This window comes from Rhodopseudomonas infernalis (genome assembly GCF_022271405.1).
Lineage (GTDB): Bacteria > Pseudomonadota > Alphaproteobacteria > Rhizobiales > Xanthobacteraceae > Rhodopseudomonas > Rhodopseudomonas infernalis.
In genome coordinates this window covers 18,117-41,890 of sequence record NZ_JAJNAL010000003.1, presented here as the reverse complement: position 1 = coordinate 41,890, position 23,774 = coordinate 18,117, and the positions used below count along the sequence as shown (strand labels likewise).

The 23,774-nt window shown below is 66.4% G+C and carries 18 protein-coding genes and 1 other RNA gene; 14 read left to right on the top strand and 5 right to left on the bottom strand.

All coding sequences use genetic code 11. The features are described 5' to 3' along the window. Positions 1-109 precede the first annotated feature (109 nt). Both LPW26_RS03575 and LPW26_RS03570 read left to right on the top strand, forming a co-directional pair. On the top strand, positions 110-2,065 hold the full coding sequence (locus LPW26_RS03575; RefSeq protein WP_238732911.1) for a methyl-accepting chemotaxis protein: 1,956 nt from the start codon (positions 110-112) through the stop codon (positions 2,063-2,065). Between the two features lie 108 nt (positions 2,066-2,173). Then, on the top strand, positions 2,174-3,376 hold the full coding sequence (locus tag LPW26_RS03570) for an extensin-like domain-containing protein (protein ID WP_238732910.1): 1,203 nt from the start codon (positions 2,174-2,176) through the stop codon (positions 3,374-3,376). Positions 3,377-3,405: 29 nt separating this feature from the next. Here LPW26_RS03570 and LPW26_RS03565 read toward each other — a convergent pair whose 3' ends face one another. Continuing rightward, positions 3,406-4,047, bottom strand: coding sequence for a TetR/AcrR family transcriptional regulator (locus LPW26_RS03565; protein ID WP_238732909.1), 642 nt, complete (start codon positions 4,045-4,047; stop codon positions 3,406-3,408). A gap of 186 nt (positions 4,048-4,233) precedes the next feature. Between LPW26_RS03565 and LPW26_RS03560 the strand changes: the two genes are divergently transcribed. Both LPW26_RS03560 and LPW26_RS03555 read left to right on the top strand, forming a co-directional pair. Next, a complete protein-coding gene (locus LPW26_RS03560; RefSeq protein ID WP_238732908.1) occupies positions 4,234-5,484 on the top strand; it encodes an HlyD family secretion protein in 1,251 nt (416 codons plus the stop codon). Positions 5,485-5,674: 190 nt separating this feature from the next. Further along, positions 5,675-7,261 (top strand): DHA2 family efflux MFS transporter permease subunit, encoded by a 1,587-nt coding sequence (locus LPW26_RS03555; protein ID WP_238732907.1) that lies wholly within the window; start codon positions 5,675-5,677, stop codon positions 7,259-7,261. Between the two features lie 209 nt (positions 7,262-7,470). Here LPW26_RS03555 and rnpB read toward each other — a convergent pair. From rnpB to LPW26_RS03540, 3 genes are all read right to left on the bottom strand, one after another. Next, positions 7,471-7,928: RNase P RNA component class A (gene rnpB / locus LPW26_RS03550), an RNA gene on the bottom strand. Between the two features lie 109 nt (positions 7,929-8,037). Continuing rightward, positions 8,038-9,189, bottom strand: coding sequence for an MFS transporter (locus LPW26_RS03545; RefSeq protein WP_238732906.1), 1,152 nt, complete (start codon positions 9,187-9,189; stop codon positions 8,038-8,040). A 38-nt stretch (positions 9,190-9,227) separates the two neighbouring features. Then, the gene (locus LPW26_RS03540; protein WP_238732905.1) at positions 9,228-9,836 is read right to left on the bottom strand and encodes a type 2 periplasmic-binding domain-containing protein; all 609 of its coding nucleotides are present in this window, start codon (positions 9,834-9,836) and stop codon (positions 9,228-9,230) included. Positions 9,837-9,867: 31 nt separating this feature from the next. Here LPW26_RS03540 and LPW26_RS03535 point away from each other — a divergent pair, with 31 nt between their 5' ends. Next, a complete protein-coding gene (locus tag LPW26_RS03535; RefSeq protein ID WP_238732904.1) occupies positions 9,868-10,812 on the top strand; it encodes an AraC family transcriptional regulator in 945 nt (314 codons plus the stop codon). A gap of 81 nt (positions 10,813-10,893) precedes the next feature. On the opposite strand, the gene LPW26_RS03530 is transcribed toward LPW26_RS03535, so the two are convergent. Beyond that, positions 10,894-11,751 (bottom strand): N-acetylmuramoyl-L-alanine amidase, encoded by an 858-nt coding sequence (locus LPW26_RS03530; protein WP_249785037.1) that lies wholly within the window; start codon positions 11,749-11,751, stop codon positions 10,894-10,896. 302 nt (positions 11,752-12,053) lie between these two features. Between LPW26_RS03530 and rsmH the strand changes: the two genes are divergently transcribed. The 9 genes from rsmH (at position 12,054) to murG (ending at position 23,683) form a co-directional block, all read left to right on the top strand. Then, positions 12,054-13,259: a 16S rRNA (cytosine(1402)-N(4))-methyltransferase RsmH gene (gene rsmH, locus LPW26_RS03525; RefSeq protein ID WP_406676918.1), complete on the top strand. Its 1,206-nt coding sequence runs from the start codon at positions 12,054-12,056 to the stop codon at positions 13,257-13,259. Beyond that, a complete protein-coding gene (gene ftsL / locus LPW26_RS03520; protein ID WP_238733055.1) occupies positions 13,259-13,639 on the top strand; it encodes a cell division protein FtsL in 381 nt (126 codons plus the stop codon). Before rsmH ends, ftsL begins: the two co-directional genes overlap by 1 nt. Positions 13,640-13,689: 50 nt before the next feature. Continuing rightward, the gene (locus LPW26_RS03515; protein WP_238733054.1) at positions 13,690-15,402 is read left to right on the top strand and encodes a peptidoglycan D,D-transpeptidase FtsI family protein; all 1,713 of its coding nucleotides are present in this window, start codon (positions 13,690-13,692) and stop codon (positions 15,400-15,402) included. Positions 15,403-15,629: 227 nt separating this feature from the next. Next, positions 15,630-17,093: a UDP-N-acetylmuramoyl-L-alanyl-D-glutamate--2,6-diaminopimelate ligase gene (locus tag LPW26_RS03510; RefSeq protein ID WP_238732902.1), complete on the top strand. Its 1,464-nt coding sequence runs from the start codon at positions 15,630-15,632 to the stop codon at positions 17,091-17,093. Next, positions 17,090-18,529, top strand: coding sequence for a UDP-N-acetylmuramoylalanyl-D-glutamyl-2,6-diaminopimelate--D-alanyl-D-alanine ligase (locus LPW26_RS03505; protein ID WP_238732901.1), 1,440 nt, complete (start codon positions 17,090-17,092; stop codon positions 18,527-18,529). The genes LPW26_RS03510 and LPW26_RS03505 overlap by 4 nt, the downstream gene beginning before the upstream one ends. Positions 18,530-18,539: 10 nt before the next feature. Next, positions 18,540-19,625 (top strand): phospho-N-acetylmuramoyl-pentapeptide-transferase, encoded by a 1,086-nt coding sequence (mraY, locus tag LPW26_RS03500; RefSeq protein WP_238732900.1) that lies wholly within the window; start codon positions 18,540-18,542, stop codon positions 19,623-19,625. A gap of 166 nt (positions 19,626-19,791) precedes the next feature. Then, on the top strand, positions 19,792-21,192 hold the full coding sequence (gene murD / locus LPW26_RS03495; protein ID WP_238732899.1) for a UDP-N-acetylmuramoyl-L-alanine--D-glutamate ligase: 1,401 nt from the start codon (positions 19,792-19,794) through the stop codon (positions 21,190-21,192). 243 nt (positions 21,193-21,435) lie between these two features. Beyond that, positions 21,436-22,578 carry an FtsW/RodA/SpoVE family cell cycle protein gene (locus tag LPW26_RS03490; RefSeq protein WP_238732898.1) on the top strand — a complete coding sequence of 381 codons (1,143 nt, stop codon included), beginning with the start codon at positions 21,436-21,438 and terminating at the stop codon, positions 22,576-22,578. A 4-nt stretch (positions 22,579-22,582) separates the two neighbouring features. Beyond that, the gene (gene murG / locus LPW26_RS03485) at positions 22,583-23,683 is read left to right on the top strand and encodes an undecaprenyldiphospho-muramoylpentapeptide beta-N-acetylglucosaminyltransferase (RefSeq protein WP_238732897.1); all 1,101 of its coding nucleotides are present in this window, start codon (positions 22,583-22,585) and stop codon (positions 23,681-23,683) included. The last annotated feature ends 91 nt before the right edge of the window (positions 23,684-23,774 follow it).

Here is a 23,774-nt window from a genome sequence, read left to right as displayed (position 1 = left end):
AGATTTCTACGTTAATACAATGTTGTCCGACTGAAATTACACATTTCTCCCAGATACATCTGTTTGGCGAAGCCGAGAACGGCCGGGCCGGACCAGGGAGAGTTTATTTATGCTGAAATCCATTTCGGCACGCATGATCGTGGCGATCATGCTGGTTGCCATCGGCTCGTGCGCGACGCTCGCTGGTTTCAGTTTCTGGCGCCAACAGGCGACCATCGATGTCGCGCTGGAGCGCGAACTGAGGGCCGATTACGCCAATCTGACCGGGGCAATCGAGGCCGAATCCCGCACGGTCCTGGCGCTCAGCGAGACCATGGCGGCGATGCAGGTGGTCAAGGATGCGGTTCGCGCGGGTAACCGTGACGCGACGATCGCGCTGCTGAAGGAGGCGCACGGCAAGCTGGCGTCGCGCGGGCTCGATCTGATCACTATCCAGCTTCCGCCGTCGACCACCTTCGCCCGCGTCCACAAGCCGGATGCGTTCGGCGACGATATCTCAGGCCGCCGCAAGATGGTCCTCGAAGCGCTGTCGAAGGCCAAGTCAGAGGGCGGCATCGAGCCCGGCCGCGACAATCTCACCGTGTTCGGCACCGCGCCGATCGTCGACGGCAAGGGGCTGATCGGCACGATGGATATCGGCTCGCCGTTCGGCGCTAATTTCGTCGAGCGGATGAAATCGCGGTTCGGCGTCGATGTCGCGATCCTGCAGCCGACCGCCGACAAGACCAATGTCATCGCGTCGTCGATCATCGGCCTGGTGCCGGATGCCGACGCGGTGCGCCGGGCGATGACCGGCGAACTGGTGATCCGCAAGGGCGAGGACGGCGGCAAGGCGACCGGCGTCTCGTTCGGTCAGATCAAGAACTATTCCGGCGCGCCGGTCGCGGTGTTGCAGATCGTGCGTGACGCCAGCGCCTATGAGGCGTTGAAGGACAGCGCGATGCAATGGCTGGCGCTCGCGACGCTCGGCGCTGCGCTGGCCGCGGCCGCGATCGCCGTGTGGCTCGGCCGTGGCATGGCCAAGCCGATCCAGGCGCTGGAGGGCGCGATGCGCGAGATCAGCCAGGGGCGTCACGCCGTCGACGTGCCCGGCTGCAACCGTCGCGATGAGGTCGGCTCGATGGCGCGCACGGTCGAAGTGTTCAAGGAAAGCCTGATCGAAACCGAGCGGCTGCGCGCCGCGCAGGACGAGCAGCGCGTCGCCAACGAGAGTGAGCGCCGCCAGGCGATGCTCGAACTCGCGGCGCGGTTCGAGTCGAGCGTCGGCAGCGTGGTCGATCTGGTCGGCTCGGCGGCGACCGAACTGCGCGGCACGGCGGATTCGATGGCGGGCACCGCGACGGAGTCCCAGCGGCTGATCAATGCTGCAACGGCCGCGTCGTCGGAAGCCACCTCGAATGCGCAGGCCGTCGCGGCCGCCGTCGAGGAGCTCGACGCCTCGATCGCGGAGATCGGCAAGCACGTCGATCAGTCGGCGCAGGTCGCGGGCGAAGCGGCGGGGCAGGCTGGGCGCACCAACCAAGAGGTGAAGGGTCTCGCCGAGGCTGCGCAGAAGATCGGCGAGGTGGTGACGCTGATCAGCGACATCGCGGCGCAGACCAATCTGCTGGCGCTCAACGCGACGATCGAGGCGGCGCGCGCCGGCGAAGCGGGGCGCGGCTTCGCGGTGGTCGCTGCCGAGGTCAAGGCGCTGGCCGAGCAGACCTCGAAGGCGACCGAGGAGATCTCCTCGCAGGTCGGCGCGATCCAGCTCGCCACGCAGAGCTCGGTGACGGCCATCGAAGGCATCACCACGACCATCAGCCGCGTCAATGAGATCGCCACGGCGATTGCCAGCGCGGTGCGCGAACAGGGCACCGCGACGCGCGAGATCGCCCACAACGTTGCCGAAGCCGCGCGATCGACCACCGAGGTGTCGAGCAACATCGCGCACGTCAACGATGCGGCGCGCGAGACCGGCGTCGCGGCGGGCCAGGTGGTGGACGCCGCGACCGAGCTGTCGCAGACCGGCGAGGCCCTCAACACTCAGGTGCAGGCCTTTTTGCGCGAAGTCCGCGCGGCCTGATTACGCGTATCAGCGCCGCGAGAGTTCCGCTCTCGCGGCGTCATGGTTAAGCAGCGTTAAATTGATACCATTCAATTCTCATTAATCAGATTGAGCGACTGTGCGCGCATGACGCGCGGAGTTCGTTTGTATCTCGTCGGCTCCTTCGTCCTTGTGTCGCTTGCTGGTTGTGGACGCGGTCTGTTTCAGACCGCCGAACGCGAACCGTGGCGAACCGAGGCCGAGGTCGCATGCATGAAATCGGGGGCCGTCAAGGAGACGCCCGAACTGGTCCGGATCGATCCGATCTCGGGGCCGGGCGTATGCGGCGCCGAATTCCCCCTCAAGGTCGCCGCGCTTGGCGAAAACAGCGCGATGGGTTTCGCCAACGATCTGCGGCCGCCGGCTGCAGTCGGCGGCGCGAGCCAGCCGCGTTGGCCGGGCACCCAGCCGGCCTATGGCGCACAGTCGCGCAACTATCCGGCGCAGCCCGCGCAACAGCCGTCCTACGGCACGGCCCAGGGCGGCTATGGGGCGAACGCAAGCTATGACAATGGACGCGGTGGACCGGTGTCGCTGAATGCGCCCGGGACCGGGCCGGCCGCGCAGGATATCGATCTGCCGCCGGAAGCCGACGAGCGTCCGCCGGCCGAAAACGTCACGGGCTATTCACGTGGACCGAGCGGAGCGCCGCGCTATCCCGAAGAGCAGCGACCGCTGCCGCGGCTCGGCCCGTCGCAGGGCAATATCACCGGCTCGGTCGGCCCGGTGGCGGTGAAGCCGGCGGCGACGCTGGCGTGCCCGATTGTTTCGGCGCTGGATCGCTGGCTCGCGGAATCCGTACAGCCATCGGCGATGCGCTGGTTCGGAGTTCGGGTCGTCGAGATCAAGCAGATCTCGGCCTATTCGTGTCGCGGCATGAACGGCAATCCCAACGCGCACATCTCCGAGCACGCGTTCGGCAATGCGCTCGACATCGCGGCCTTCGTGCTCGCGGATGGCCGGCGCGTCACCGTGAAGGGCGGCTGGAAGGGCTTGCCGGAAGAGCAGGCGTTCCTGCACGACGTGCAGAACTCGGCCTGCGGAATGTTCACCACCGTGCTGGCGCCGGGCTCGAACGTCTATCACTACGATCACATCCACGTCGACCTGATGCGCCGGCGCAGCGCCCGCAGCATCTGCAAGCCGGCCGCCGTGCCGGGCGAAGTGATCGCGGCGCGGCTGCAGCAGCGCAATCCCTATGCGTCGACCGGCTGGAACGGCCCGACCGGTTCGATCGGCCGTCCGACCGCGCGCAAGGCGGTTAGCCGCGACGAGGCGGAAGACGATTAGTCCGGCGGATGAAGCTCAGTCGGCAATGATCAGTTGATCCCCGGCTTGGCCCGGTAAGTGGCCAGAAACATCCGCGTGGCGCTGTCCACCACCTCGGCGATGCGCTCGGGGGAGGGCGCCCCGGTCATCTGGAAGATGAACGGCAGAAACAGCGTCGCCTGGCACAGCTTGGTGAATTGCGCCGCGGCGAGATGGCAGTCGTCGATCTGGAGCGTGCCGGCCTGCACCTGCTGCTCCAGATAGCGCGTGAACTTGCCGAGCGAATTGGCGATCACGCGCTCGTAGTAGTGATGGCCTACCTCCGGCATGCGTTCGGCGATCGCCATCACGGTCCGGATCGCCGAGGCGCCGCGCGGGTCGCACAGCAGTTTGATGTAGGCGGCGCCGAACACTTTCAGCGAGGCTTCGACGTCGAGGGTCGGCACGAACTCGAACGCCGACACGCCCTGCGACAGGCTTTCCTGTTCCATGATCTCGCAGAACAGTGACGTCTTGTCGGCGAAATAGACGTAGAGCGTGCCCTTCGACACACCCGCCGCGCGCGCGATCTCGCCCATGCTGGCGCCGTCGAAGCCGTGCTCGAGAAACACCGTGCGGGCGCCTTTGACGATCTGACGGCGCTTGGCACTGTCGTCGTCCGGGCCGGAATGGTGGACAGCAGGTGCAACCATTGGTTCAGCGTGTCCCGAAAAAGTGATCAGCCTCGCTGCCCTTAAGCACAATGCTTTGGCAGTGCTGCTAGGCTTTGCGCAGTACGCTAGCTTGACCGAACCGTTCGGTCAATATAATCGAGATTGACTGTCAGGACCAAGATCCCGGCAGGTGCTCACGTGTGAGCCAGTCAGGGAGAAGCCCCCATGTCCGGACGCGACCAAGCTGCTGCCCGCGTGATCAGGTCAGAGCCTGAGTCGGACGACGTCGTCCCGGCTGCCGAACCGCCCGCCGCTGCGCCGGGCGAGGCCCGAAAATCCGTGCATGACGACACTACGCTGAAGCTTGCCGAGCCGCCGCAGCCGGACAGCGAAGCCGAGCCGGTTGCCACCGCCGGGCGTCCGGCGCAGGTGGTGAAAAAGCCGAAGCGCAAGCGGATGGTGCTGCTCGGCGTCGGCCTCGCGGTTCTGGCCGCGGTCGCTTACTTCGGCACCGAATACATGCTGGTCGGCCGCTTCATGGTCTCGACCGACGATGCGTACGTCCGCGCCAACAACACCACGCTCGGCGCCCGCGTCGCCGGCCACATCGCCGCGATCCTGCCGGGCGACAACACGCGGGTGAAGGCCGGCGATGTCGTGTTCAAGATCGACGACGGCGACTACAAGATCGCGGTCGACAGCGCACGTGCCAAGATCGCCACCCAGCAGGCGACGATCGAACGGATCGGCCGTCAGGTCACCGCGCAGCAGAGCGCGGTCGAGCAGGCGCAGGCGCAGCGCGATTCCGCCGAAGCCGCCGCCAGGCGGGCGACGCTGGATTTCGATCGCCAGCAGTCGCTGAGCACAAAGGGCTTCGCCTCCCGCGCCGTGTTCGAGACCTCGCAGGCCAGCCGCGATCAGGGCGTCGCTTCGGTCGCCGCTGCCAAGGCCGCCTATGACGCGGCGCGCGACAATGTCGAAGTTACCAAGGCGCAACAGGCCGAGGCTCGTGCCCAGCTCGCAGAGCTGCAGAGCGCGCTGGCGAAGGCCGAGCGCGATCTCGAATTCACCAATGTGCGCGCTCCCGTCGACGGCGTGTTTTCCAACCGGATGGTCAACACCGGCGACTACATCAACGCCGGCCAGCGGCTCGCCAACATCGTCCCGCTCAGTGGCGTCTATGTCGACGCCAATTTCAAGGAAACCCAGCTCGCGCGGCTGAAGCCCGGACAAACCGTCGACCTCTCGGTCGACGCCTATTCGGGCCGCAAGATCGAAGGCACGGTGGAAAGCCTCGCGCCGGCAGCCGGGCAGGTGTTCACGCTGCTGCCGCCCGACAACGCCACCGGCAACTTCACCAAGATCGTGCAGCGCGTCCCGGTCCGCATCCGCGTCCCCGCCGACGTCGCCCGCGAAGGCCTGCTGCGCGCCGGCATGTCGGTCTACGTCAAGGTCGATACGCGGACGGGGAAGTAAGCATATTGCTGCGGCGGCAGGCTTCCTGCCGGCGACGCGTCGACGTCTGAGCAAAGAATGAGTTGCTCGTCATGCCCGGCCTTGTGCCGGGCATCCACGCCTTGCTGGGGAAGCCTCGAGAAAGGCGTGGATGGCCGGGACAAGCCCGGCCATGACGGAGGTGGGAGCATGAGGCTCTAGGGAATCGCCGATGTCGGCATCGACAACCACAACTGCCGAAGCAGTGCCGCAGGAGCCGTCGGAGCACGTGCCGGCGAGTCGGCTGATCGCGTTCCTGATCATGGTGTTCGGGATGTTCATGTCGATCCTGGACATCCAGATCGTCTCGGCATCGCTCTCCGAAATCCAGGCCGGCCTGTCGGCGTCGTCGTCCGAAGTCTCTTGGGTGCAGACCGCGTATCTGATCGCCGAAGTGATCGCGATCCCGCTGTCGGGCTTCCTATCGCGCGCGCTCGGTACCCGCAACCTGTTCGCCATCTCGGCGGCCGGCTTCACCTTCGCCAGCCTGATGTGCGGCTTCACCTCGTCGATCACCGAGATGATCGTGTGGCGCGCGATCCAGGGCTTCCTTGGGGCCGGCATGATCCCGACCGTGTTCGCCTCGGCCTATACGGTGTTTCCGCGGAGCAAATTCAATTTGGTCGGCCCGATCATCGGTCTCGTCGCGACGCTGGCGCCGACCATCGGCCCGACGGTCGGCGGCTACATCACCGACCTGATGTCGTGGCACTGGCTGTTCTTCATCAACGTCGTCCCCGGCATCGGCATCACCATCGGCGTCTGGTTCTTGGTCGATTTCGACGAGCCGCATTACGAGCTGCTCGATCACTTCGATTGGTGGGGGCTCGGCTTCATGGCCGGCTTCCTCGGCTCGCTCGAATACGTGCTGGAAGAGGGGCCGCGCAACGACTGGTTCAACGACGAGTCGATCTTTATCTTCGCCATCATTTGCGTGGTCTGCGGCGTGGCGTTCTTCTGGCGGGTGCTGACCGCGCGCGAGCCGATCGTCGACATCCGCGCCTTCACCAACCGCAACTTCGCGTTCGGCTGCCTGTTCTCGTTCTGCGTCGGCATCGGCCTGTACGGTCTGACCTACATCTATCCGCGCTACCTCGCCGAAGTGCGCGGCTACAGCGCGCTGATGATCGGCGAGACGATGTTCGTCTCCGGCATCGCGATGTTCCTGTCGGCGCCGCTGGTCGGCCGGCTGATGACGCTGGTCGACATGCGCATCCTGATCGCCATCGGTCTGCTGCTGTTCGCCGGCGGCACCTGGCAAATGACCTGGATCACACGCGACTACGACTTTTATGAATTGCTGTGGCCGCAGATCTTCCGCGGCGTCGGCATGATGATGGCGATGGTGCCGGTCAACAACATCGCGCTCGGCACGCTGCCGCCCGAGCGCGTCAAGAACGCCTCCGGCCTGTTCAACCTGACCCGCAACCTCGGCGGCGCGCTCGGCCTCGCGCTGATCAACACCATCCTCGACGGCCGCACCGACTTCCACATCTCGCGCCTGCACGACAAGGTGAACTGGGGCAACGCCCAAGCGGTCGACTTCCTCAACATGCTGACCCAGCGCTTCCAGGGCATGGGCGACGCCTCGCTGATGGCGCTGAAGCAGTTCAATCAGATCGTCCACCGCCAGGCCGTCACGATGAGCTTCGGCGACGCGTTCTTCCTGCTGACGATCTTCTACATCGGCCTGAGCACGATGGTGGTGCTGGTGGCAAAGCCGGCGAACCCGGCGGCGGCCGGCGGCGGGGGGCATTGAGGGTATTTCAATGAATGCCGCCGCGTTGCTGGTCCTTTACTATCATTGGCAATGAGTACGCTGTTCGTCATTGCGAGGAGCGGAGCGACGAAGCAATCCAGCCCAGCGCACTGAGCTTCTGGATTGCTTCGCTTCGCTCGTAATGACGCGGAAGCGGCGGTCGCCAAATGGCGAAGGGCCCGGCGTTCCCGCCGAGCCCTTCATTGATAGGTATCAGCCGGCCTGTAAGCCGGGTTCTGGAGGGCACCACCTCCTTGCGGACGTGATACGCGACGGCCATTCCTCTGGGACGCTGTTTGCACAGCGCCTCGAGCAACCTACCCGGACGGCGGGTTTGACATCACCCTGCGGAGTTATCGCTCCGAAGAGCGAACTATCCGCGATGCCATCCCTATTCGGTTTTGCTCCCGGTGGGGTTTACCATGCCGTCTCCGTTGCCGGCGACGCGGTGCGCTCTTACCGCACCTTTTCACCCTTACTTGCCTCCACCCCGACCCTCCCCCGCAAGCGGGGGAGGGAGAAGAAAGAGGAAGCGGTTCGTTCTCTGTGGCACTTTCCCTGGGGTCGCCCCCGCCGGACGTTATCCGGCACCGTATGTCGATGGAGCCCGGACTTTCCTCCCCGGCGGCCTTTCGGCGCTTGCCGGAGCGGCCGTCCGGCCGACTGACGCGGCAAGCCATGCGGGCTGTGCGCGGCGACGTCAAGCCGCGTCGCGGCCGCGCGGGCAGAAAAGCCGGGTATGGCGTCGATCGCATCGGACGTTGAACGAGCAAGCTTCAGTCGGCGGGCCGGCCGCCTGGCCGGACGGTGCTGCCGACGGCACTGTCCGCGATCGTCAACGCGATCAGGCTGGCCAGCAGCAGCGCGGCGAACGCCATCACGGCCAGCGCGCCAAAGTCGTAAGCCGTCATCAGCCGTCCGCCGAGGCTGGAGCCGATCGCCACCGCCAGGTAGGTGGTCGAACTCATCAAGGCCAGGCCGATGCCGCGGCCGGTCGCGGCCCGCTGGGTCATCAAGGTCGCGGAACTGGTCTGGATCGCGCCCTGCAGCAGGCCCCAGAGGGTCATCAGCACCGCAACCGACAGCGTGCTGGAAAGACCCCACGGCATCACCAGAAAAAGCGGCGCGAGCAGCATCAGAGCGGCCCGTAAGGCGGCGGCCTTGCCGACCTTATCGAGCACCGCCGCGTTGAGGCTGCTGCACAGCAGACCCAGGCCATAAAACAGCACCAGGCCGCCGAACACGCCGCTGCCCACGCCCAGTTCGCGGCGCACGGCGGTGCCCAGAAACGTGTAGCACCCGTAAAAAGACAGCATATCCAGGAAATTGATGCTCAGCAGTTTGACGACGTCGGCGCTGAGAGTGATGCGCAGCAGGCCGCTGATCGAGACCTGACCCTGCTCGCTCGGGCGCTGCTCGGACATGCGCAGCACGAACACCGCCGCGGCCGCAGCCAGGAACGACACGGCCAGAAACGTCGCGCGCCAGCTAAAAGCCTCGGCGATCCACGCCCCAGCCGGAATGCCGCAGATCAGCGCGATCGACCAGCCGGCCATCACGCGGCCCATGACGCGGCCGCGGACCTCGTAGGGGACATTGTCGCCGACCCATGCGTAACACGCCGGGATAAACAGCCCGGCTGCCACGCCGCAGAGCGTGCGGCCGACCAGCAGCACGCCGAACCACGTAGCGAAGGCACAGCAGGCAGCGGCCAGCGCCAGCAGCGTCAGGCCGGCGAGCATCAGTGTCCGCCGCGGGCGGTCTTGGAATTTCAGCGCAACCAGAGGAGCCGTCGTCGCCAGTGCCAGCCCATAAGCCGCAACGAGCAGCCCTGCCGTCTCGACCGGCGTGTGAAACGACGCGGCGATGTCGATCAGTAGCGGCGACAATGCCAACGCATCGGCTCCGACGACGACGATGCCCAGCACCAGCCCGACATAGCTGGAGAGACCGGAGCCGGTTGTCGTCACGCGACGCTCCCGCGGCTCTGCCGGAACAGGATCCACGGCATCGCGATGCCCTGCCGTAGCACCTGGACGACGTGCAGCCCGTAATGCAACGAGCAGATTTCATTGGTAATGCAAGCAGCGCCGTCGCCATCGTCGGCCAGCAATTTTTTGCAGGCCTCGCTGTTCGAACTTACCGGGACGAACCGCGTGGCCGGCGCGATCACCTCGATCTCGGCGATCAGGGGCGTGACGGCGACATGATGATACAAACGTGTCGGAGCCGATCGGTGCGCTTCGCCGCTTGCGTCTGCACGCATGGCGTAAACCAATGGCGGTATCTTTTGAACGAAGGAGTGAAAGACCTGTAGCGACGAGTCCATGATGAAGCGATTGAGGCCGGGATAGGCCGCGGGCACCAGTAGGGCGTCGATATCCTCCTGTTTTACCTTCTCCGCGGCAATCTCAAACGACTCGCAGAAGATCACTTCGTTCGCGATGCGTGCCCGCCGGGCTGCGTCGACGCTGCAAGTGAGGCCTGCCGGCTCGTCGCACAACGTGGCGACCTTGCCGATAATCGGCGGTTTGTCGTGCGCAAACTGTTGGTCGGGCCCAATCGATTGATACATGCGAATTCCTCTCGCAGCCAAGTGTTGAATTTTGGTCACAAGGAAGCCTGTTCGTATTGAAATTATTGAACCGATCGCCGAGCATCGCTCGAAGCGAGGCGCTGCGGGGGCGGGTGGCGTGCCGATACGGACGCGGTCCCTTTCTTGCAGTCATCGCGATGGCGGTGAGCCGCGCGTTGCGCGCCGGAGTTGGGCTGGAGGAGAATCGCATGTTGCGGCGATACTCTCGTCGATGATGAAGCTACTCGATTGGCCGGGGCGGGCGCATGGCTTCGCTCCGCATTTCCATACCGAGTTCTTCATCAGCGTCACTCTGCGCGGCGTCTGTGATTTCGAGTGCGAAGGACTACAATTTTCCGCCGGGGCCGGGCAGATCTCGATCATCCCGCCGTTCCATGTGCACGCCGCCCGCTGCGGTGAGGGAACGCTCTACAAGGGCGTGTATCTCGATGGCCCATGGATGCGCAGATGGTTGCCCGGCGGCGACGATCGATGGAACGGCTGCTGGCGGGCGCCGCATGTAATCGACGGCGGAGAGCTTGCCGACAGACTGACCCAGGCCTTCGCGCACGCGGACGAAACCGCGATCTCGTCGGTCGCCTCCATGATCCTCCGCAACGATGCACGCTTCGTCGCGGGTGCGCGATCATCCGTGGCATGGCGATCGCGCGCGATGCATTGGATGCAGACTTTCGCGTTCGAGCCATGCTCGATCGAGAAGACGGCGGCGCGCATGGCGATGACCGGACAGGGCTTCGCCCGCGCCTTTCGCCGCAATTTTGGCGTGACGGCGGTGTTCTTCCGCAAACAATTGCGCCTGCATGCGGCCGAGGAGCTGTTGCTGCAACACATCTCGCCGGCGATGACGGCGGCCTCATCGGGATTTTCCGATCAGGCCCATCTGCATCGGGAGCTGAAGGCAACGCGGGGCGTCAGCCCGACCAACTATGCGCGCTATTACCACATGATCGGATGATAGGGCAGACCACGGCGTCGAGGCGATGGCGCCGTCTGCGGACGAAACGCCGCGTTGCTTGCCGGCCGAGCGGCGAGCCGATCAGCGCGTGGTCGCTTCGAGATATTCCGGCAGCGCCGCCCGCAACGCCTGCAGCGTCGCCAGCGTCGAGGCGTCGGCGATGCCGTCGACCTTTGCGGGGCGGAAGTGGCGCTGGAAGGCGATGACCACTTCGGCGGTGGCCTGGTCGTATTTCCCGGTGACGGCGACGCCGTAGCCATAGTCGGCCAGCGCCTGCTGCAGCGCGCGGACGTCGTCGCCATCGGATCCCAGCCGCAACGCGTCGCCTGATTCGATTGGCGCCGGCTCGACATAGTGGCCGACTCCGGAGGCGGCGAGCGAGCGCCACGGGAATTTCTCGCCGGGGTCCTTCTTGCGCGCCGGCGCGACGTCGGAATGGCCGAGCACGCGATGCGGGGCGATGCCGCGGCGGATGATGATGCCGCGACATAGCGCGATCACCGCGGCGATCTGGCGGAGCGGGAAGTCGGGGTAGCCCCAATCATGGCCGCGGTTGATGATCTCGATGCCGATCGAACAGGAATTGATGTCCTCTTCGCCAGCCCATTTGGCGAGCCCGGCATGCCAGGCGCGCTTGGATTCCTGCACGCATTGCAGGATGCGGCCGTCCTCGAGCACGACGTAATGCGCCGACACCTCGGTGCCGGCCTTGCACAGCCGGGTCAGCGCGCCCTCGACGTCCGGCATGCCGGTGTAGTGCAGCACGATCATGTCGGGCTGTCGGCCCCTGTTGCGCTCGCCGAAATTCGGCGACGGGATGATGTCGGAGACGACCGAGGAATCGGGCAAGAAGGTCCGCATAGCCACGATGCCCTTGGGCAGTGGGATGACACGTCGTTGTTTCGACTCCGGACCGGCAGAGGCGGACGAAGCAGGCATCACACTATCCAAACGGCAGGAGAACGGCGAGGACGCCGGCGCGACACGGCGCAGCGCCATGTTCACTATCCCGGGCACGACCGCCGGTCGCAACGCGCCGCTGTCATGATTTTGACGTTTTCTGTGGAGTGTGGACGATCAGCATCACCCGCTACCGCTTGGCCAACGTGTTGAAATCGCGCTGAGCGCGGACATGTGAGCGGTCTGCGTCAACGGTTTCTTAAGGCTAAGAGACGTTACTGAGGGGTGAAGAGCCATGTCGCCGGGAACGGCCGAGCCCCCTCTGGACAGCCCTTAAGCCGATGGCAATCCAACAGATTTCCGCCGGAGCAGCGGGCTCGCCAGGGTCGGTGGCCGGCCTGTTGGCGAAAATCCGCGTCGAACCGGGAGTTTCGAACCACGATGCACCGGTTATCCACGATGTCGCTGCCCAACGATCCGGCTGCCGGTTGCCGGCGGCGAGAGGTCGGAGGCGTCCGCGCGGCTGTGGAGCCGGCATGACCGAGCAGCGGCCGCATATTCCTGTGCTGGGCCCCGAGGCCGTCGGCCTGCTGACACCGCGGGACGGCGGCGTCTATGTCGACGGCACCTTCGGCGCCGGCGGCTATACGCGGCTGCTTCTTGACGCGGCCGACACTAGGGTCGTGGCGATCGATCGCGACCGCACGGCGATTGCCGGCGGCTTCGACCTGGTGCAGAGCGCCGGCGGCCGGCTGACGCTGGTCGAGGACCGTTTCTCCAACCTTGCCGAGGTCTGCGCCGCGCAGGGGCTCGATGCGGTGGACGGCGTGGTGATGGATATCGGCGTCTCGTCGATGCAGGTCGATCAGGCCGAGCGCGGCTTCTCGTTCCGGTTGGACGGACCTCTCGATATGCGGATGGGCGGCGACGGCCCGAGTGCGGCCGATGTGGTCGCGCACGCATCGGAGGCCGATCTCGCCAACATCATCTACATCTTCGGCGAGGAGCGCTATTCGCGCCACGTCGCCAAGGCGATCGTCGCGGCCCGGAGCGAGGCGCCGATCACCACCACCCGGGCGCTCGCCGACATCATCGGCAAGGTGGTGCGCAGCAAGCCGGGCGAGATCCATCCGGCGACGCGGACGTTCCAGGCGCTGCGGATCTTCGTCAATGAAGAGCTCGACGAATTGTATCAGGCGCTGGCCGCGGCCGAGCGGGTGCTAAGCCCCGGCGGCCGGCTCGCCGTGGTGTCGTTTCATTCGCTCGAAGACCGCATCGTCAAGACGTTCTTCGCCGCGCGCAGTCGCGTTGGCGGCGGCTCTCGGCATGTGCCCGAGCAGGCGCTGGCGGCGCCGAGCTTCACCGTGCTGACCAAGCGCCCGATCGTCGCGGATGCCGCCGAGATCGCCGCCAACCCCCGCGCGCGCTCTGCCAAGCTGCGCGGCGGCGAACGCAGTGCCGCGCCGGCGCATGTGCCGGATGACCTGCCGGGCTGGCCGACGCTGGCGCGTGTAATGGCACCGGGCGGGGCGAGGGCCGGCCGATGATGCGCATCATTCATGTGGCGGTGATCTGCACGCTGGTGTTCGCCGCCGCCTATGTCTATCGCATCAAGTTGGAATCGACCGGGCGCACCGAGAAGGTGCTGCAGCTCCACGCCGAAGTGCGCAAGGAGCGCGAGGCGATTGCGCAGCTCCGCGCCGAATGGGCCAAGCTGGATGCGCCGGGGCGGCTGCAGGGGCTCGCCGAGCGCCACCTCAAGCTGAAGCCGATCAACGCACGGCAGTTCGACCAGCTCAAGAACCTGCCGGAGCGGCCGCCGAGCATCGTCAATCCGGGCGACCCCGATCCGATCGCCTCGATGATCGAGAAGATCGATCCCGACATCATCACCGGCTCGTTGCCGGGGCCGGAGCCAGCGCAGTGACACAACCGCCGCTTCCCCTCGTCGGCCATCACGTCAATTGGCGCCGGCGCATGATCCGCAGCCTGATCTACGGCCGCGACGTCGATCGAGACGCCAAGGCGCGTGCCCGCGTCGGGCTGGCGATGCTCGCCTTCGCGGGCGTCTACGGCGTGATCATGTTCAAGCTGACCATGATCGCGGTGCTCGGCGACAGCCATGGCGCACGGCGCACCGCCGCCTCCGATGCGATCGCGACGGCGCGGCCGGACATCGTCGATCGCAACGGCACGATCCTGGCGACCGACGTCAAGACGCCGTCGCTGTTCGGCGAGCCGCGCCGCATCATCGATCAGGACGAGGCGGTCGAACTGCTCACCGCGACGCTGCCGGATCTCGAGACGCAGGAAGTGCGAGAGCGCCTCGCGTCGAAGAAGGGGTTTGTCTGGCTGAAGCGCGAGATCACGCCGCGTCAGCAGGCCGACATCAAGAAGCTCGGCATTCCGGGCATCGGCTTCCTGCGCGAGAACAAGCGCGTCTATCCGACCGGCCCCGAGGTGTCGCACCTGATCGGCCTCGTCAATATCGACAACCAGGGCATCGCCGGCATCGAGAAATGGCTCGATACCAATGGCCTCGCCGATCTGCATCGAGCCGGCTTCGCATCCGACCGCCTGCAGAAGCCGGTCGAACTCGCCGTCGATATTCGCGTCGAGCATGCGCTGCGCGACGAACTGATCAAGGCCAAGCAGAAGTTCAGCGCCAAAGCGGCGTCGGGGCTGGTGTCCAACGTCAGGACCGGCGAAATCGTCGCGATGGTGTCGCTGCCCGACTTCGATCCGAACAATCCGCGCGAAGCCAACGATCCCGATCGCATCAACCGGCTGACCACCGGCGTGTACGAAATGGGCTCGACCTTCAAGACGCTGACGCTGGCGATGGCGCTCGACGCCGGCAAGGCGACGTTGAACACGATGTACGACGCGCGCGGCCCGCTGCACTACGGCAAGTTCAAGATCCACGACACCCACAATATGGGCCGCGCGATCTCGCTGTCGGAAGTGTTCACCTATTCGTCCAACGTCGGCGCGGCCCGCGTCGCGCTGTCGATGGGCGTCGACGCTCACAAGGCGTTCCTGAAGAAGGTCGGCCAGCTCGACCGGCTGCGCACCGAACTGCCGGAAAGCGCATCGCCGATCGTGCCGAAGCGCTGGGGCGAACTGAACACCATCACCATTTCGTTCGGCCACGGCGTCGCGGTGGCGCCGCTGCAGGCGGTGATGGGCATCAACGCGATGGTCAATGGCGGCTATCTGATCCCGCCGACCTTCCTGCGTCGCACCGAGGAAGATGCGCTGAAGATGGCCAAGCGCGTCGTCAAGAAAGAGACCAGCGACAAGATCCGCTATCTGATGCGTCTGAATGCCGAAGTCGGCACCGCCAAGACGGCCGATCAGATCGCCAAGGGCTATTATCTCGGCGGCAAGACGGGCACGTCCGAAAAGGTCATCAACGGCCGCTACGCCAAGAAGCAGGTGCTGAACTCGTTCACTGCCGTGCTGCCGGCCGACAATCCGCAATATCAGGTGCTGGTGATGCTGGACGAGCCGAAGGCGCTGCCGGAGACCCACGGCTTCATCACTTCGGGCTGGAACGCGGTGCCCACCGGGGGCAACGTGATCGCGCGCATTGCACCCCTGCTCGGGATTGAGCCGCGTTTCGACCTGCCGCCGCCGGACCGCCTCATTCTTGCGGCATCGCGGACGGCCCAGGCGGAACCGCGCTAGCCGAGTTGCGCCGGGGGGACGCTTGCGCTTAAAGGCGCGGTTTGCGTTGGACTTGCAGACGGGCCGGGCTTTCGGTCAGCGGCCCGAGGGGAATCGATGACTCGCCCCGTCATTGCGAGCGAAGCGAAGCAATCCAGAGCGCAGTGTACTGAACTGGATTGCTTCGCTTCGCTCGCAATGACGGACTTGGCGGGCGAGCTTAATCAGATCGGCCGGACCGCGTGACCATGAAGCTCAGTGACCTCTTCAGCGACGCCGACGTAGCCGCGCTACCGGCCGAGGCCGCGGGACTCGCCATCGGCGGGCTCGCGGTCGACAGCCGTGCGGCGAAGCCGGGCGATTTGTTCTTCGCGCTGGCCGGCGCCAAGACCGATGGCGCGCGCTTCGTCGCGTCGGCAGTCGCAGCCGGCGCGGTGGCGGTGGCCGGGGAGCACGCGCCCGCCGGCAACATCCCTGTTCCATTCCTGAGGCTGCACAACGCGCGCCGCGGGTTAGCGCTGGCTGCGGCGCGGTTTTATCCGCGCCAGCCGCAGGTGATCGCGGCGGTGACCGGCACCAGCGGTAAGACCTCGGTGGCGGCGTTCACGCGCCAGATCTGGCAGCGACTCGGGCACGCCTCCGCGAGTATCGGCACGATTGGTCTGGTGACGCCGACCCGCAGCGTCTACGGCTCGCTCACCACGCCTGATCCGATCGCGCTGCATCGCTCGATCGACGAGATCACCGGCGAGGGCATCACCGATCTGGCACTTGAAGCGTCGTCGCATGGGCTCGATCAGTTCCGGCTCGATGGAGTCCGCGTCGCGGCCGGCGGCTTCACCAATCTGTCGCGCGATCACATGGATTATCATCCGGACGTCGCGCACTATCTGAACGCCAAGCTGCGGCTGTTCCGCGATCTGGTGCGGGACGGTGGGGCCGCGGTCATCTCGGCCGATCATGACTGTTCGGCCGAAGTGATCGAGGCGGTGCGCAGCCGCGGCCTGCGGCTGATCACCATCGGCCGCAACGGTGATCCCGGTGAGGGCATCAACCTGATCGAGGCGGCGATCGATGGTTTCGGCCAGAAGCTGCTGATCGAACATGCCGGCCAGCGCGTCGCCATCAAGCTGCCGCTGGTCGGCGAATTTCAGATCGAGAACGCGCTGGTCGCGGCCGGGCTAGTGATCGGCACCGGCGGCGATGCGGCGGCGACGTTCGCGGCGCTCGAACATCTCGAAGGCGCGCCGGGGCGGCTCGACCTTGTCGGTGCGCATAATGGCGCGCCGGTGTTCGTCGACTACGCGCATAAGCCGGACGCGCTCGCCAAGGCGCTACAGGCGCTGCGACCTTATGCCAAGCGCAAGCTCGTCGTGGTGTTTGGCGCCGGCGGCGATCGCGACGCCGGCAAGCGGCCACTGATGGGCGCGATCGCGGCCGAGCACGCCGACAGCGTGATCGTCACCGATGACAATCCGCGCAGCGAAGATCCCGCCGCGATCCGCGCCGCCATTCTGGGCGCCGCGCCGGGCGCGCGCGAGATCGGCGACCGTGCCGAAGCGATCCGCATTGCGATCGGCGAATTGCAGCAGGGTGACGCGCTGCTGATCGCCGGCAAGGGACACGAGACCGGGCAGATCGTGCAGGGCACGGTGCTGCATTTCAGCGATCACGAAGCCGCCGCGGCGGCGTTGTCAGCGAGTGCAGCATGAGCAAACAGCCGCTTTGGACCTCGGATGCGATGGCGACGGCGATGCACGCCGTCACCAACGGCGCGCTGCCGCGCGACGTGTTCGGCATCTCGATCGACAGCCGCACGCTGGCGCCGGGCGATGCTTACTTCGCCATCAAGGGCGACGTGCATGACGGCCACGCCTTCGTCGATGCCGCGCTCAAAGCCGGCGCCGCGCTGGCGGTGGTCGAAGCCGCGCAGCGCGACAAGTTCGCCGCCGACGCGCGGCTGCTGGTCGTCGACGACGTGCTGGGCGGCCTGCGCGATCTCGGCCGCGCGGCGCGCGCACGGCTGACGGGCCGCGTGATCGCCGTCACAGGCTCGGTCGGCAAGACCTCGACCAAGGAAGCGCTGCGCGGCGTGCTCGGGCCCCAGGGCGAAACGCATGCCTCGGTCGCGTCGTTCAACAATCATTGGGGCGTGCCGCTGACGCTGGCGCGCTGCCCCGCGACCGCGGCCTACGCGGTGTTCGAGATCGGCATGAATCACGCCGGCGAAATTGAACCGCTGGTGAAGATGGTGCGACCCCACGTGGCGATCATCACCACGGTGGAGCCGGTGCATCTCGAATTCTTCTCCGGCGTCGAGGCGATTGCCGATGCCAAATCGGAAATCTTCGCCGGTCTGGAGCCGGGCGGGGCGGTGGTGCTGAACCGCGACAATCCGATGTTCGGTCGGCTGTGCGACAACGCCGCCAAGGCCGGCGTCGCGCGGATCGTGTCGTTCGGCGCCGATCCGAAGGCTGAGGCCCGGCTGCTCGACGTCGCGCTGCATGCCGACTGTTCGGCGGTCCACGCCGACATCCTCGGCCACGACGTCACCTACAAGCTCGGCATTCCGGGCCGCCACATCGCGATAAACTCGCTGGCCGTACTGGCGGCGGCGGAACTCGTCGGCGCCGATCTGGCGCTGGCGGCGCTGGCGCTGTCGCAGGTGCAACCCGCGGCCGGCCGCGGCGTTCGGCGCCCGCTCGAACTGCGGCAGGGGCAGGCGACGCTGATCGACGAAAGCTACAACGCCAACCCGGCCTCGATGGCGGCGGCGATCGGCGTGCTCGGCAGCGCCGAGATTTCAGGGCAGGGCCGGCGCATCGCCGTTCTCGGCGACATGCTCGAGCTCGGGCCGACCGGCCCGGAACTGCATCGCGGGCTCGCCGAGGCGGTGAAGGTCCACGGCATCGACCTGGTGTTCTGCTGCGGGCCGCTGATGCGGCATCTGTGGGACGCCCTTTCCTCCGGAAGGCGAGGGGGCTATGCAGAGACTGCGGCCGAGCTCGAATCCCAGGTCGTCGCGGCGATCCGCCCCGGCGATGTTCTGATGATCAAGGGTTCGCTCGGATCGCGCATGAAAACGATTGTCACCGCGCTCGAGAAGCGCTTTTCCGGCAAGGCCGCGCGCGACGATGCTGCGGTGTAAGGCGGCTTGAATGCTCTATTGGTTGGTAGACCTCTCCAGCTCTTTTCCGGCCTTGAACGTCTTCCGCTACATCACCTTCCGCACCGGCGGTGCCGTGGTGACCGGCGCGCTGTTTGTGTTCCTGTGCGGCCCGTGGATCATCGACAATCTGCGGTTGCGGCAGGGCAAGGGCCAGCCGATCCGCTCCGACGGCCCGCAATCGCATCTCGTCAGTAAGCGCGGCACGCCGACCATGGGCGGGTTGATGATCCTGTCCGGGCTGACGGTCGGCACCGTGCTGTGGGCCAATCCGGTCAATCCCTACGTCTGGATCGTGCTGGCGGTGACGCTCGGCTTCGGCTTCGTCGGCTTCTACGACGACTACATGAAAGTCACCAAGCAGACCCACGCCGGCATCTCCGGTCGCACCCGGCTGCTGATCGAATTCGCGATCGCAGGCATGGCATGTTTTGCGCTGGTGTGGCTCGGGCGCGGCACGCTGTCGAGCTCGCTGGTGATCCCGTTTTTCAAAGAAGTCGTGCTCAATCTCGGTTGGTACTTCATCATCTTCGGCGCCTTCGTGATCGTCGGCGCCGGCAATGCCGTGAACCTGACCGACGGCCTCGACGGCCTCGCCATCGTGCCGGTGATGATCGCGGCCGCGAGCTTCGGCATGATCTCGTATCTCGTCGGCAACGCGGTGTTCGCCGAATATCTGCAGGTCAACTACGTCGCCGGCACCGGTGAACTGGCTGTGCTGTGCGGGGCGTTGCTCGGCGCCGGCCTCGGCTTCCTGTGGTTCAACGCGCCGCCGGCCTCGATCTTCATGGGTGACACCGGCTCGCTGGCGCTCGGCGGCATGCTCGGCTCGATCGCGGTGGCGGTGAAGCACGAGATCGTGCTGGCGGTGATCGGCGGGCTGTTCGTGCTCGAAGCGGTGTCGGTGATCGTGCAGGTGGCGTCGTTCAAGCTCACCGGCAAGCGCGTGTTCCGGATGGCGCCGATCCATCATCACTTCGAGCAGAAGGGCTGGACCGAACCGCAGATCGTGATCCGCTTCTGGATCATCGCCGTCGTCCTGGCACTCGCCGGTCTGTCGACGCTGAAGCTGCGGTGAGAGGCGCGATGCGAACTTCTCCACGAGTCGTCCCCGCCAAGGCGGGGACCCATAACCCCTGCGGTCATTGGGATGAACGTGTTCGGCTCCGCGCTCCCGACGCGAGCGCCGGGAGGATGGATCCCCGCCTTCGCGGGGATGACGTCGTGCGCGGGGAGGGTCCGCGATGATTCCCGTCACGTCTTTCGCCGGTCAGTCGGTCGCGGTGTTCGGGCTCGGCGGGTCGGGGCTGGCGAGTTGCCATGCGCTGCGGGCCGGCGGCGCCGAAGTGATCGCCTGCGACGACAATCTCGACCGCATGGTCGAAGCTACGCAGGCCAATTTCATCACCGCCGATCTGCGCAATCTGCCGTGGATGAATTTTGCCGCGCTGGTGCTGACGCCGGGCGTGCCGCTGACTCATCCGGCGCCGCACTGGAGCGTGCTGAAGGCGCAGGAGGCCGGAGTCGAGGTGATCGGCGATGTCGAGCTGTTCTGCCGCGAGCGCAAGCTGCATGCGCCGGACGCGCCGTTCATCGCCATCACCGGCACCAACGGCAAGTCGACCACCACGGCGTTGATCGCGCATCTGATGCGCGAGGCCGGCTTCGACACCCAGATGGGCGGCAATATCGGCACCGCGATCCTGTCGCTGGAGCCTCCGCGCGCCGGCCGCGTGCATGTGATCGAGATGTCGTCCTATCAGATCGACCTGACGCCGTCGCTCGATCCCACCGTTGGCATCCTGCTCAACGTCACCGAGGATCACATTGATCGCCACGGCACGATCGAGCACTACGCCGCGGTGAAGGAGCGTCTCGTTGCCGGCGTGCAGGACGGCGGCACCGCGATCATCGGCGTCGATGATCAATTCGGCCGCGACATCGCCGACCGGCTGGAGCGCGCCGGCAAGCGCGTGATGCGGATTTCGGTGAAGCAGCCGCTGGCCGACGGCCTCGTCGCCGATCGCGAAGCCATTTCTCACCTGTCCGCCGGCGCTTCGCACGAGATCGCCAGGCTCGGCGGCATCGGCTCGCTGCGCGGGCTGCACAACGCGCAGAACGCCGCCGCTGCTGCGGGCGCCGCGCTGTCGCTCGGCGTCGCGCCGGATGCGCTGCAGAAGGGCCTGCGCAGCTTCCCCGGCCTGGCGCACCGGATGGAGCAGGTCGGCCGCAAGGACACGACGCTGTTCGTCAACGACTCCAAGGGCACCAACGCGGACGCCACCGCCAAGGCGCTGGCGTCGTTCGGCGACATCTTCTGGATCGCCGGCGGCAAGCCGAAGACCGGCGGCATCGAGAGTCTCGCCGAATACTTCCCGCGCATCCGCAAGGCCTATCTGATCGGCGAGGCGGCGGCGGAATTCTCCGCGACGCTGGAGGGCCGCGTGCCCTACGAGATCAGCCGAACGCTCGACAATGCCGTGCCGGCCGCCGCACGCGATGCGGCGATCTCGGGCCTGGCAGATCCGGTGGTGCTGCTGTCGCCGGCCTGCGCGTCGTTCGACCAGTTCCGCAACTTCGAAATCCGCGGCACGAAGTTTCGCGATCTGGTGCTGGGGCTGGATGGTGTGACGCCGGTGGTGTGAGGCGGGTCCGCCCGCCCCGCAACTTCACCGTCATCGCCCGCGCATGCGGGCGACCCAGTATTCCAGAGCGCCTGCGATCAGCAACGAATGCACTGGATACCGGATCCCCCGCATGCGCTGGGGATGACCGAGGAGGTTGGGGCATGCGCCCTCCGTTCACAACCTCAATTGCCGCGCATCCCGTTAACCGCTTGGCAACCACACGGGCGCACCAATGGAGTGACCCTTGGCCCAGGATTGCCGATGATTTCCCGTGAACAACGCACGCCGTTCAGTGAATGGTGGTGGACCGTCGACCGTGTGTTGCTGGCGGCGCTGATCGCACTGATGCTGGCGGGGGTGATCCTGTCGCTGGCGGCATCGCCGCCGGTCGCGACCCGCATCGGGCTCGAGCCGTTCCACTTCTTCAATCGCCACGTGCTGTTCCTGGCGCCGTCGCTGATCGTGCTGATCGGCGTGTCGTTTCTGTCGCCGCGACAGATCCGGCGCAGCGCGCTGATCGTGTTCGTGCTGGCGATCATACTGATCGTCGCGACGCTGATGTTCGGGCCGGAAGTGAAGGGCTCGCGGCGCTGGATCACACTGCTCGGGATCAATATCCAGGCGTCTGAAATCGCCAAGCCGTCGTTCGTGGTGCTGGCCGCCTGGCTGTTCTCGGAAGCCGCGCGGCGGCCTGAAATGCCGGCGACCTCGATGTCGCTGGTGCTGGTGCTGACCCTGGTCTCGCTGTTGGTGATGATGCCGGATTTCGGCCAGACCATGCTGGTGACGATGGTGTGGGGCGCGCTGTTCTTCATCGCCGGCATGCGGGTGATCTGGGTGTTCGGGTTAGCCGGGACAGCCGCAGGCGGACTGTTCGCCGCTTATCTGTTCGTTCCGCACGTCGCAGGGCGCATCAAGCGCTTCATGAATCCGGCTTCGGGCGACACCTTCCAGGTCGACATGGCGAGCGAGGCGTTCAGCAACGGCAGCTGGTTCGGGCTCGGGCCGGGCGAGGGCATCGCCAAGCGCAGCCTGCCGGACAGCCACACCGACTTTGTGTTTGCGGTGGCGGCCGAGGAATTCGGCATCGTGCTTTGCCTGGCGCTGCTGGCGCTGTTCAGCTTCATCGTGCTGCGCACGCTGTCGCGCGCCTACAAGTCCGACGATCTGTTTGCGCGTTTCGCAGCGTCCGGGCTGGCGATCCTGTTCGGCATCCAGGCCGCGATCAATATGTCGGTGAACCTGCAACTGATCCCCGCCAAAGGCATGACGCTGCCGTTCATCTCTTATGGCGGCTCCTCGATGGTGTCGCTGGCCTACGGCGTCGGCATGATGCTGGCGCTGACGCGGCAGCGGCCGCGGACCGAGATCCATGCGATCGAAGCCGCCGGCAGCTACGCGTAAGGCCATGAGCGACGCGCCCCTCATCCTTCTCGCCGCAGGCGGCACCGGCGGCCATCTGTTCCCCGCCGAGGCGCTCGGCGTCGTGCTGATGAAGCGCGGGCTGCGGGTGCGTCTGGTCACCGACAGCCGCGCGATGCGCTACAGCGGGCTGTTCTCGGCCGACATGATCGACGTCGTGCCGAGCGAGACAGTGCGTGGCAAATCGCCATGGGCGCTGACCCGCACGGGAGTCATACTCGGCAGCGGCACCGCCAAGGCGCTGGCGCTGATGCTGCGACGCAAGCCGGCCGCGGTGATCGGCTTCGGCGGCTATCCGACGCTGCCGCCGCTGTTTGCGGCCAGCGCGCTGCGAATTCCGACGCTGATCCACGACGCCAACGCCGTGATGGGCCGCGCCAACCGGCTGCTGTCGAGCCGCGTCAGTGCGATCGCCACCTCGCTGCCCGGTGTGCTCGACCGCGATCCGGCGCTCGCGGCCAAGACGACCACGACCGGCACACCGATGCGGCCGGCGATCCTCGCCGCTGCGGCGGTGCCGTTTGCGCCCCTCCAGGCGGATGGGCCGCTGCGGCTGCTCGTGGTCGGCGGCAGCCAGGGCGCGCGGGTGATGGCGGACATCGTGCCCGGCGCGATCGAGCAACTGGGCCCGGCGCTGCTGGCGCGGCTGGTGCTGACCCAGCAGGTCCGCGACGAGGACATGGCGCGGGTCCGCGCCGTCTACGATCGGCTGAAGTTGAATTGCGAGCTGGCGCCGTTCTTCACCGACCTGCCGGCCCGGCTCGCCGCCAGCCACCTTGTGGTATCTCGTTCAGGTGCGGGGACTGTCGCCGAACTCGGCGCGATCGGTCGGCCCTCCATCCTGGTGCCGCTGCCCGGCGCGATCGACCAGGACCAGTTCGCCAATGCCGGCGTGCTGGCCGATGCCGGCGGCGCGATCCGGATGGTGCAAAACGATTTCACGCCCGAACGGCTCGCCGGCGAGATCACCGCGCTTGCCACGGACCCGGCAAAGCTCACCGCCATGGCCGACGCCGCCCGCACGGTCGGCCGGCTGGACGCGGCCGACCGGCTGGCGGATCTGGTTATGCAGGTGGCGCGGGTCTGATCGGTCGCGGTCTCGGGCTTTTGTCCCGAGCGGGCTTGTCCCGGCCATCCTCGTCTTGCATGAAGTGCCCTGAATCGTCGCGGCCCAGATC

Coding starts and splice junctions, on each gene's coding strand:
- rsmH (WP_406676918.1), top strand. CDS start 12,054: ATGGCAATCCAACAGATTTCCGCCGGAGCAGCGGGCTCGCCAGGGTCG.
- LPW26_RS03575 (WP_238732911.1), top strand. CDS start 110: ATGCTGAAATCCATTTCGGCACGCATGATCGTGGCGATCATGCTGGTT.
- mraY (WP_238732900.1), top strand. CDS start 18,540: ATGCTCTATTGGTTGGTAGACCTCTCCAGCTCTTTTCCGGCCTTGAAC.
- LPW26_RS03530 (WP_249785037.1), bottom strand. CDS start 11,751: ATGCCTGCTTCGTCCGCCTCTGCCGGTCCGGAGTCGAAACAACGACGT.
- LPW26_RS03490 (WP_238732898.1), top strand. CDS start 21,436: ATGATTTCCCGTGAACAACGCACGCCGTTCAGTGAATGGTGGTGGACC.
- ftsL (WP_238733055.1), top strand. CDS start 13,259: ATGCGCATCATTCATGTGGCGGTGATCTGCACGCTGGTGTTCGCCGCC.
- LPW26_RS03505 (WP_238732901.1), top strand. CDS start 17,090: ATGAGCAAACAGCCGCTTTGGACCTCGGATGCGATGGCGACGGCGATG.
- LPW26_RS03540 (WP_238732905.1), bottom strand. CDS start 9,836: ATGTATCAATCGATTGGGCCCGACCAACAGTTTGCGCACGACAAACCG.
- LPW26_RS03570 (WP_238732910.1), top strand. CDS start 2,174: ATGACGCGCGGAGTTCGTTTGTATCTCGTCGGCTCCTTCGTCCTTGTG.
- LPW26_RS03515 (WP_238733054.1), top strand. CDS start 13,690: ATGATCCGCAGCCTGATCTACGGCCGCGACGTCGATCGAGACGCCAAG.
- murG (WP_238732897.1), top strand. CDS start 22,583: ATGAGCGACGCGCCCCTCATCCTTCTCGCCGCAGGCGGCACCGGCGGC.
- LPW26_RS03555 (WP_238732907.1), top strand. CDS start 5,675: ATGTCGGCATCGACAACCACAACTGCCGAAGCAGTGCCGCAGGAGCCG.
- murD (WP_238732899.1), top strand. CDS start 19,792: ATGATTCCCGTCACGTCTTTCGCCGGTCAGTCGGTCGCGGTGTTCGGG.
- LPW26_RS03560 (WP_238732908.1), top strand. CDS start 4,234: ATGTCCGGACGCGACCAAGCTGCTGCCCGCGTGATCAGGTCAGAGCCT.
- LPW26_RS03565 (WP_238732909.1), bottom strand. CDS start 4,047: ATGGTTGCACCTGCTGTCCACCATTCCGGCCCGGACGACGACAGTGCC.
- LPW26_RS03510 (WP_238732902.1), top strand. CDS start 15,630: ATGAAGCTCAGTGACCTCTTCAGCGACGCCGACGTAGCCGCGCTACCG.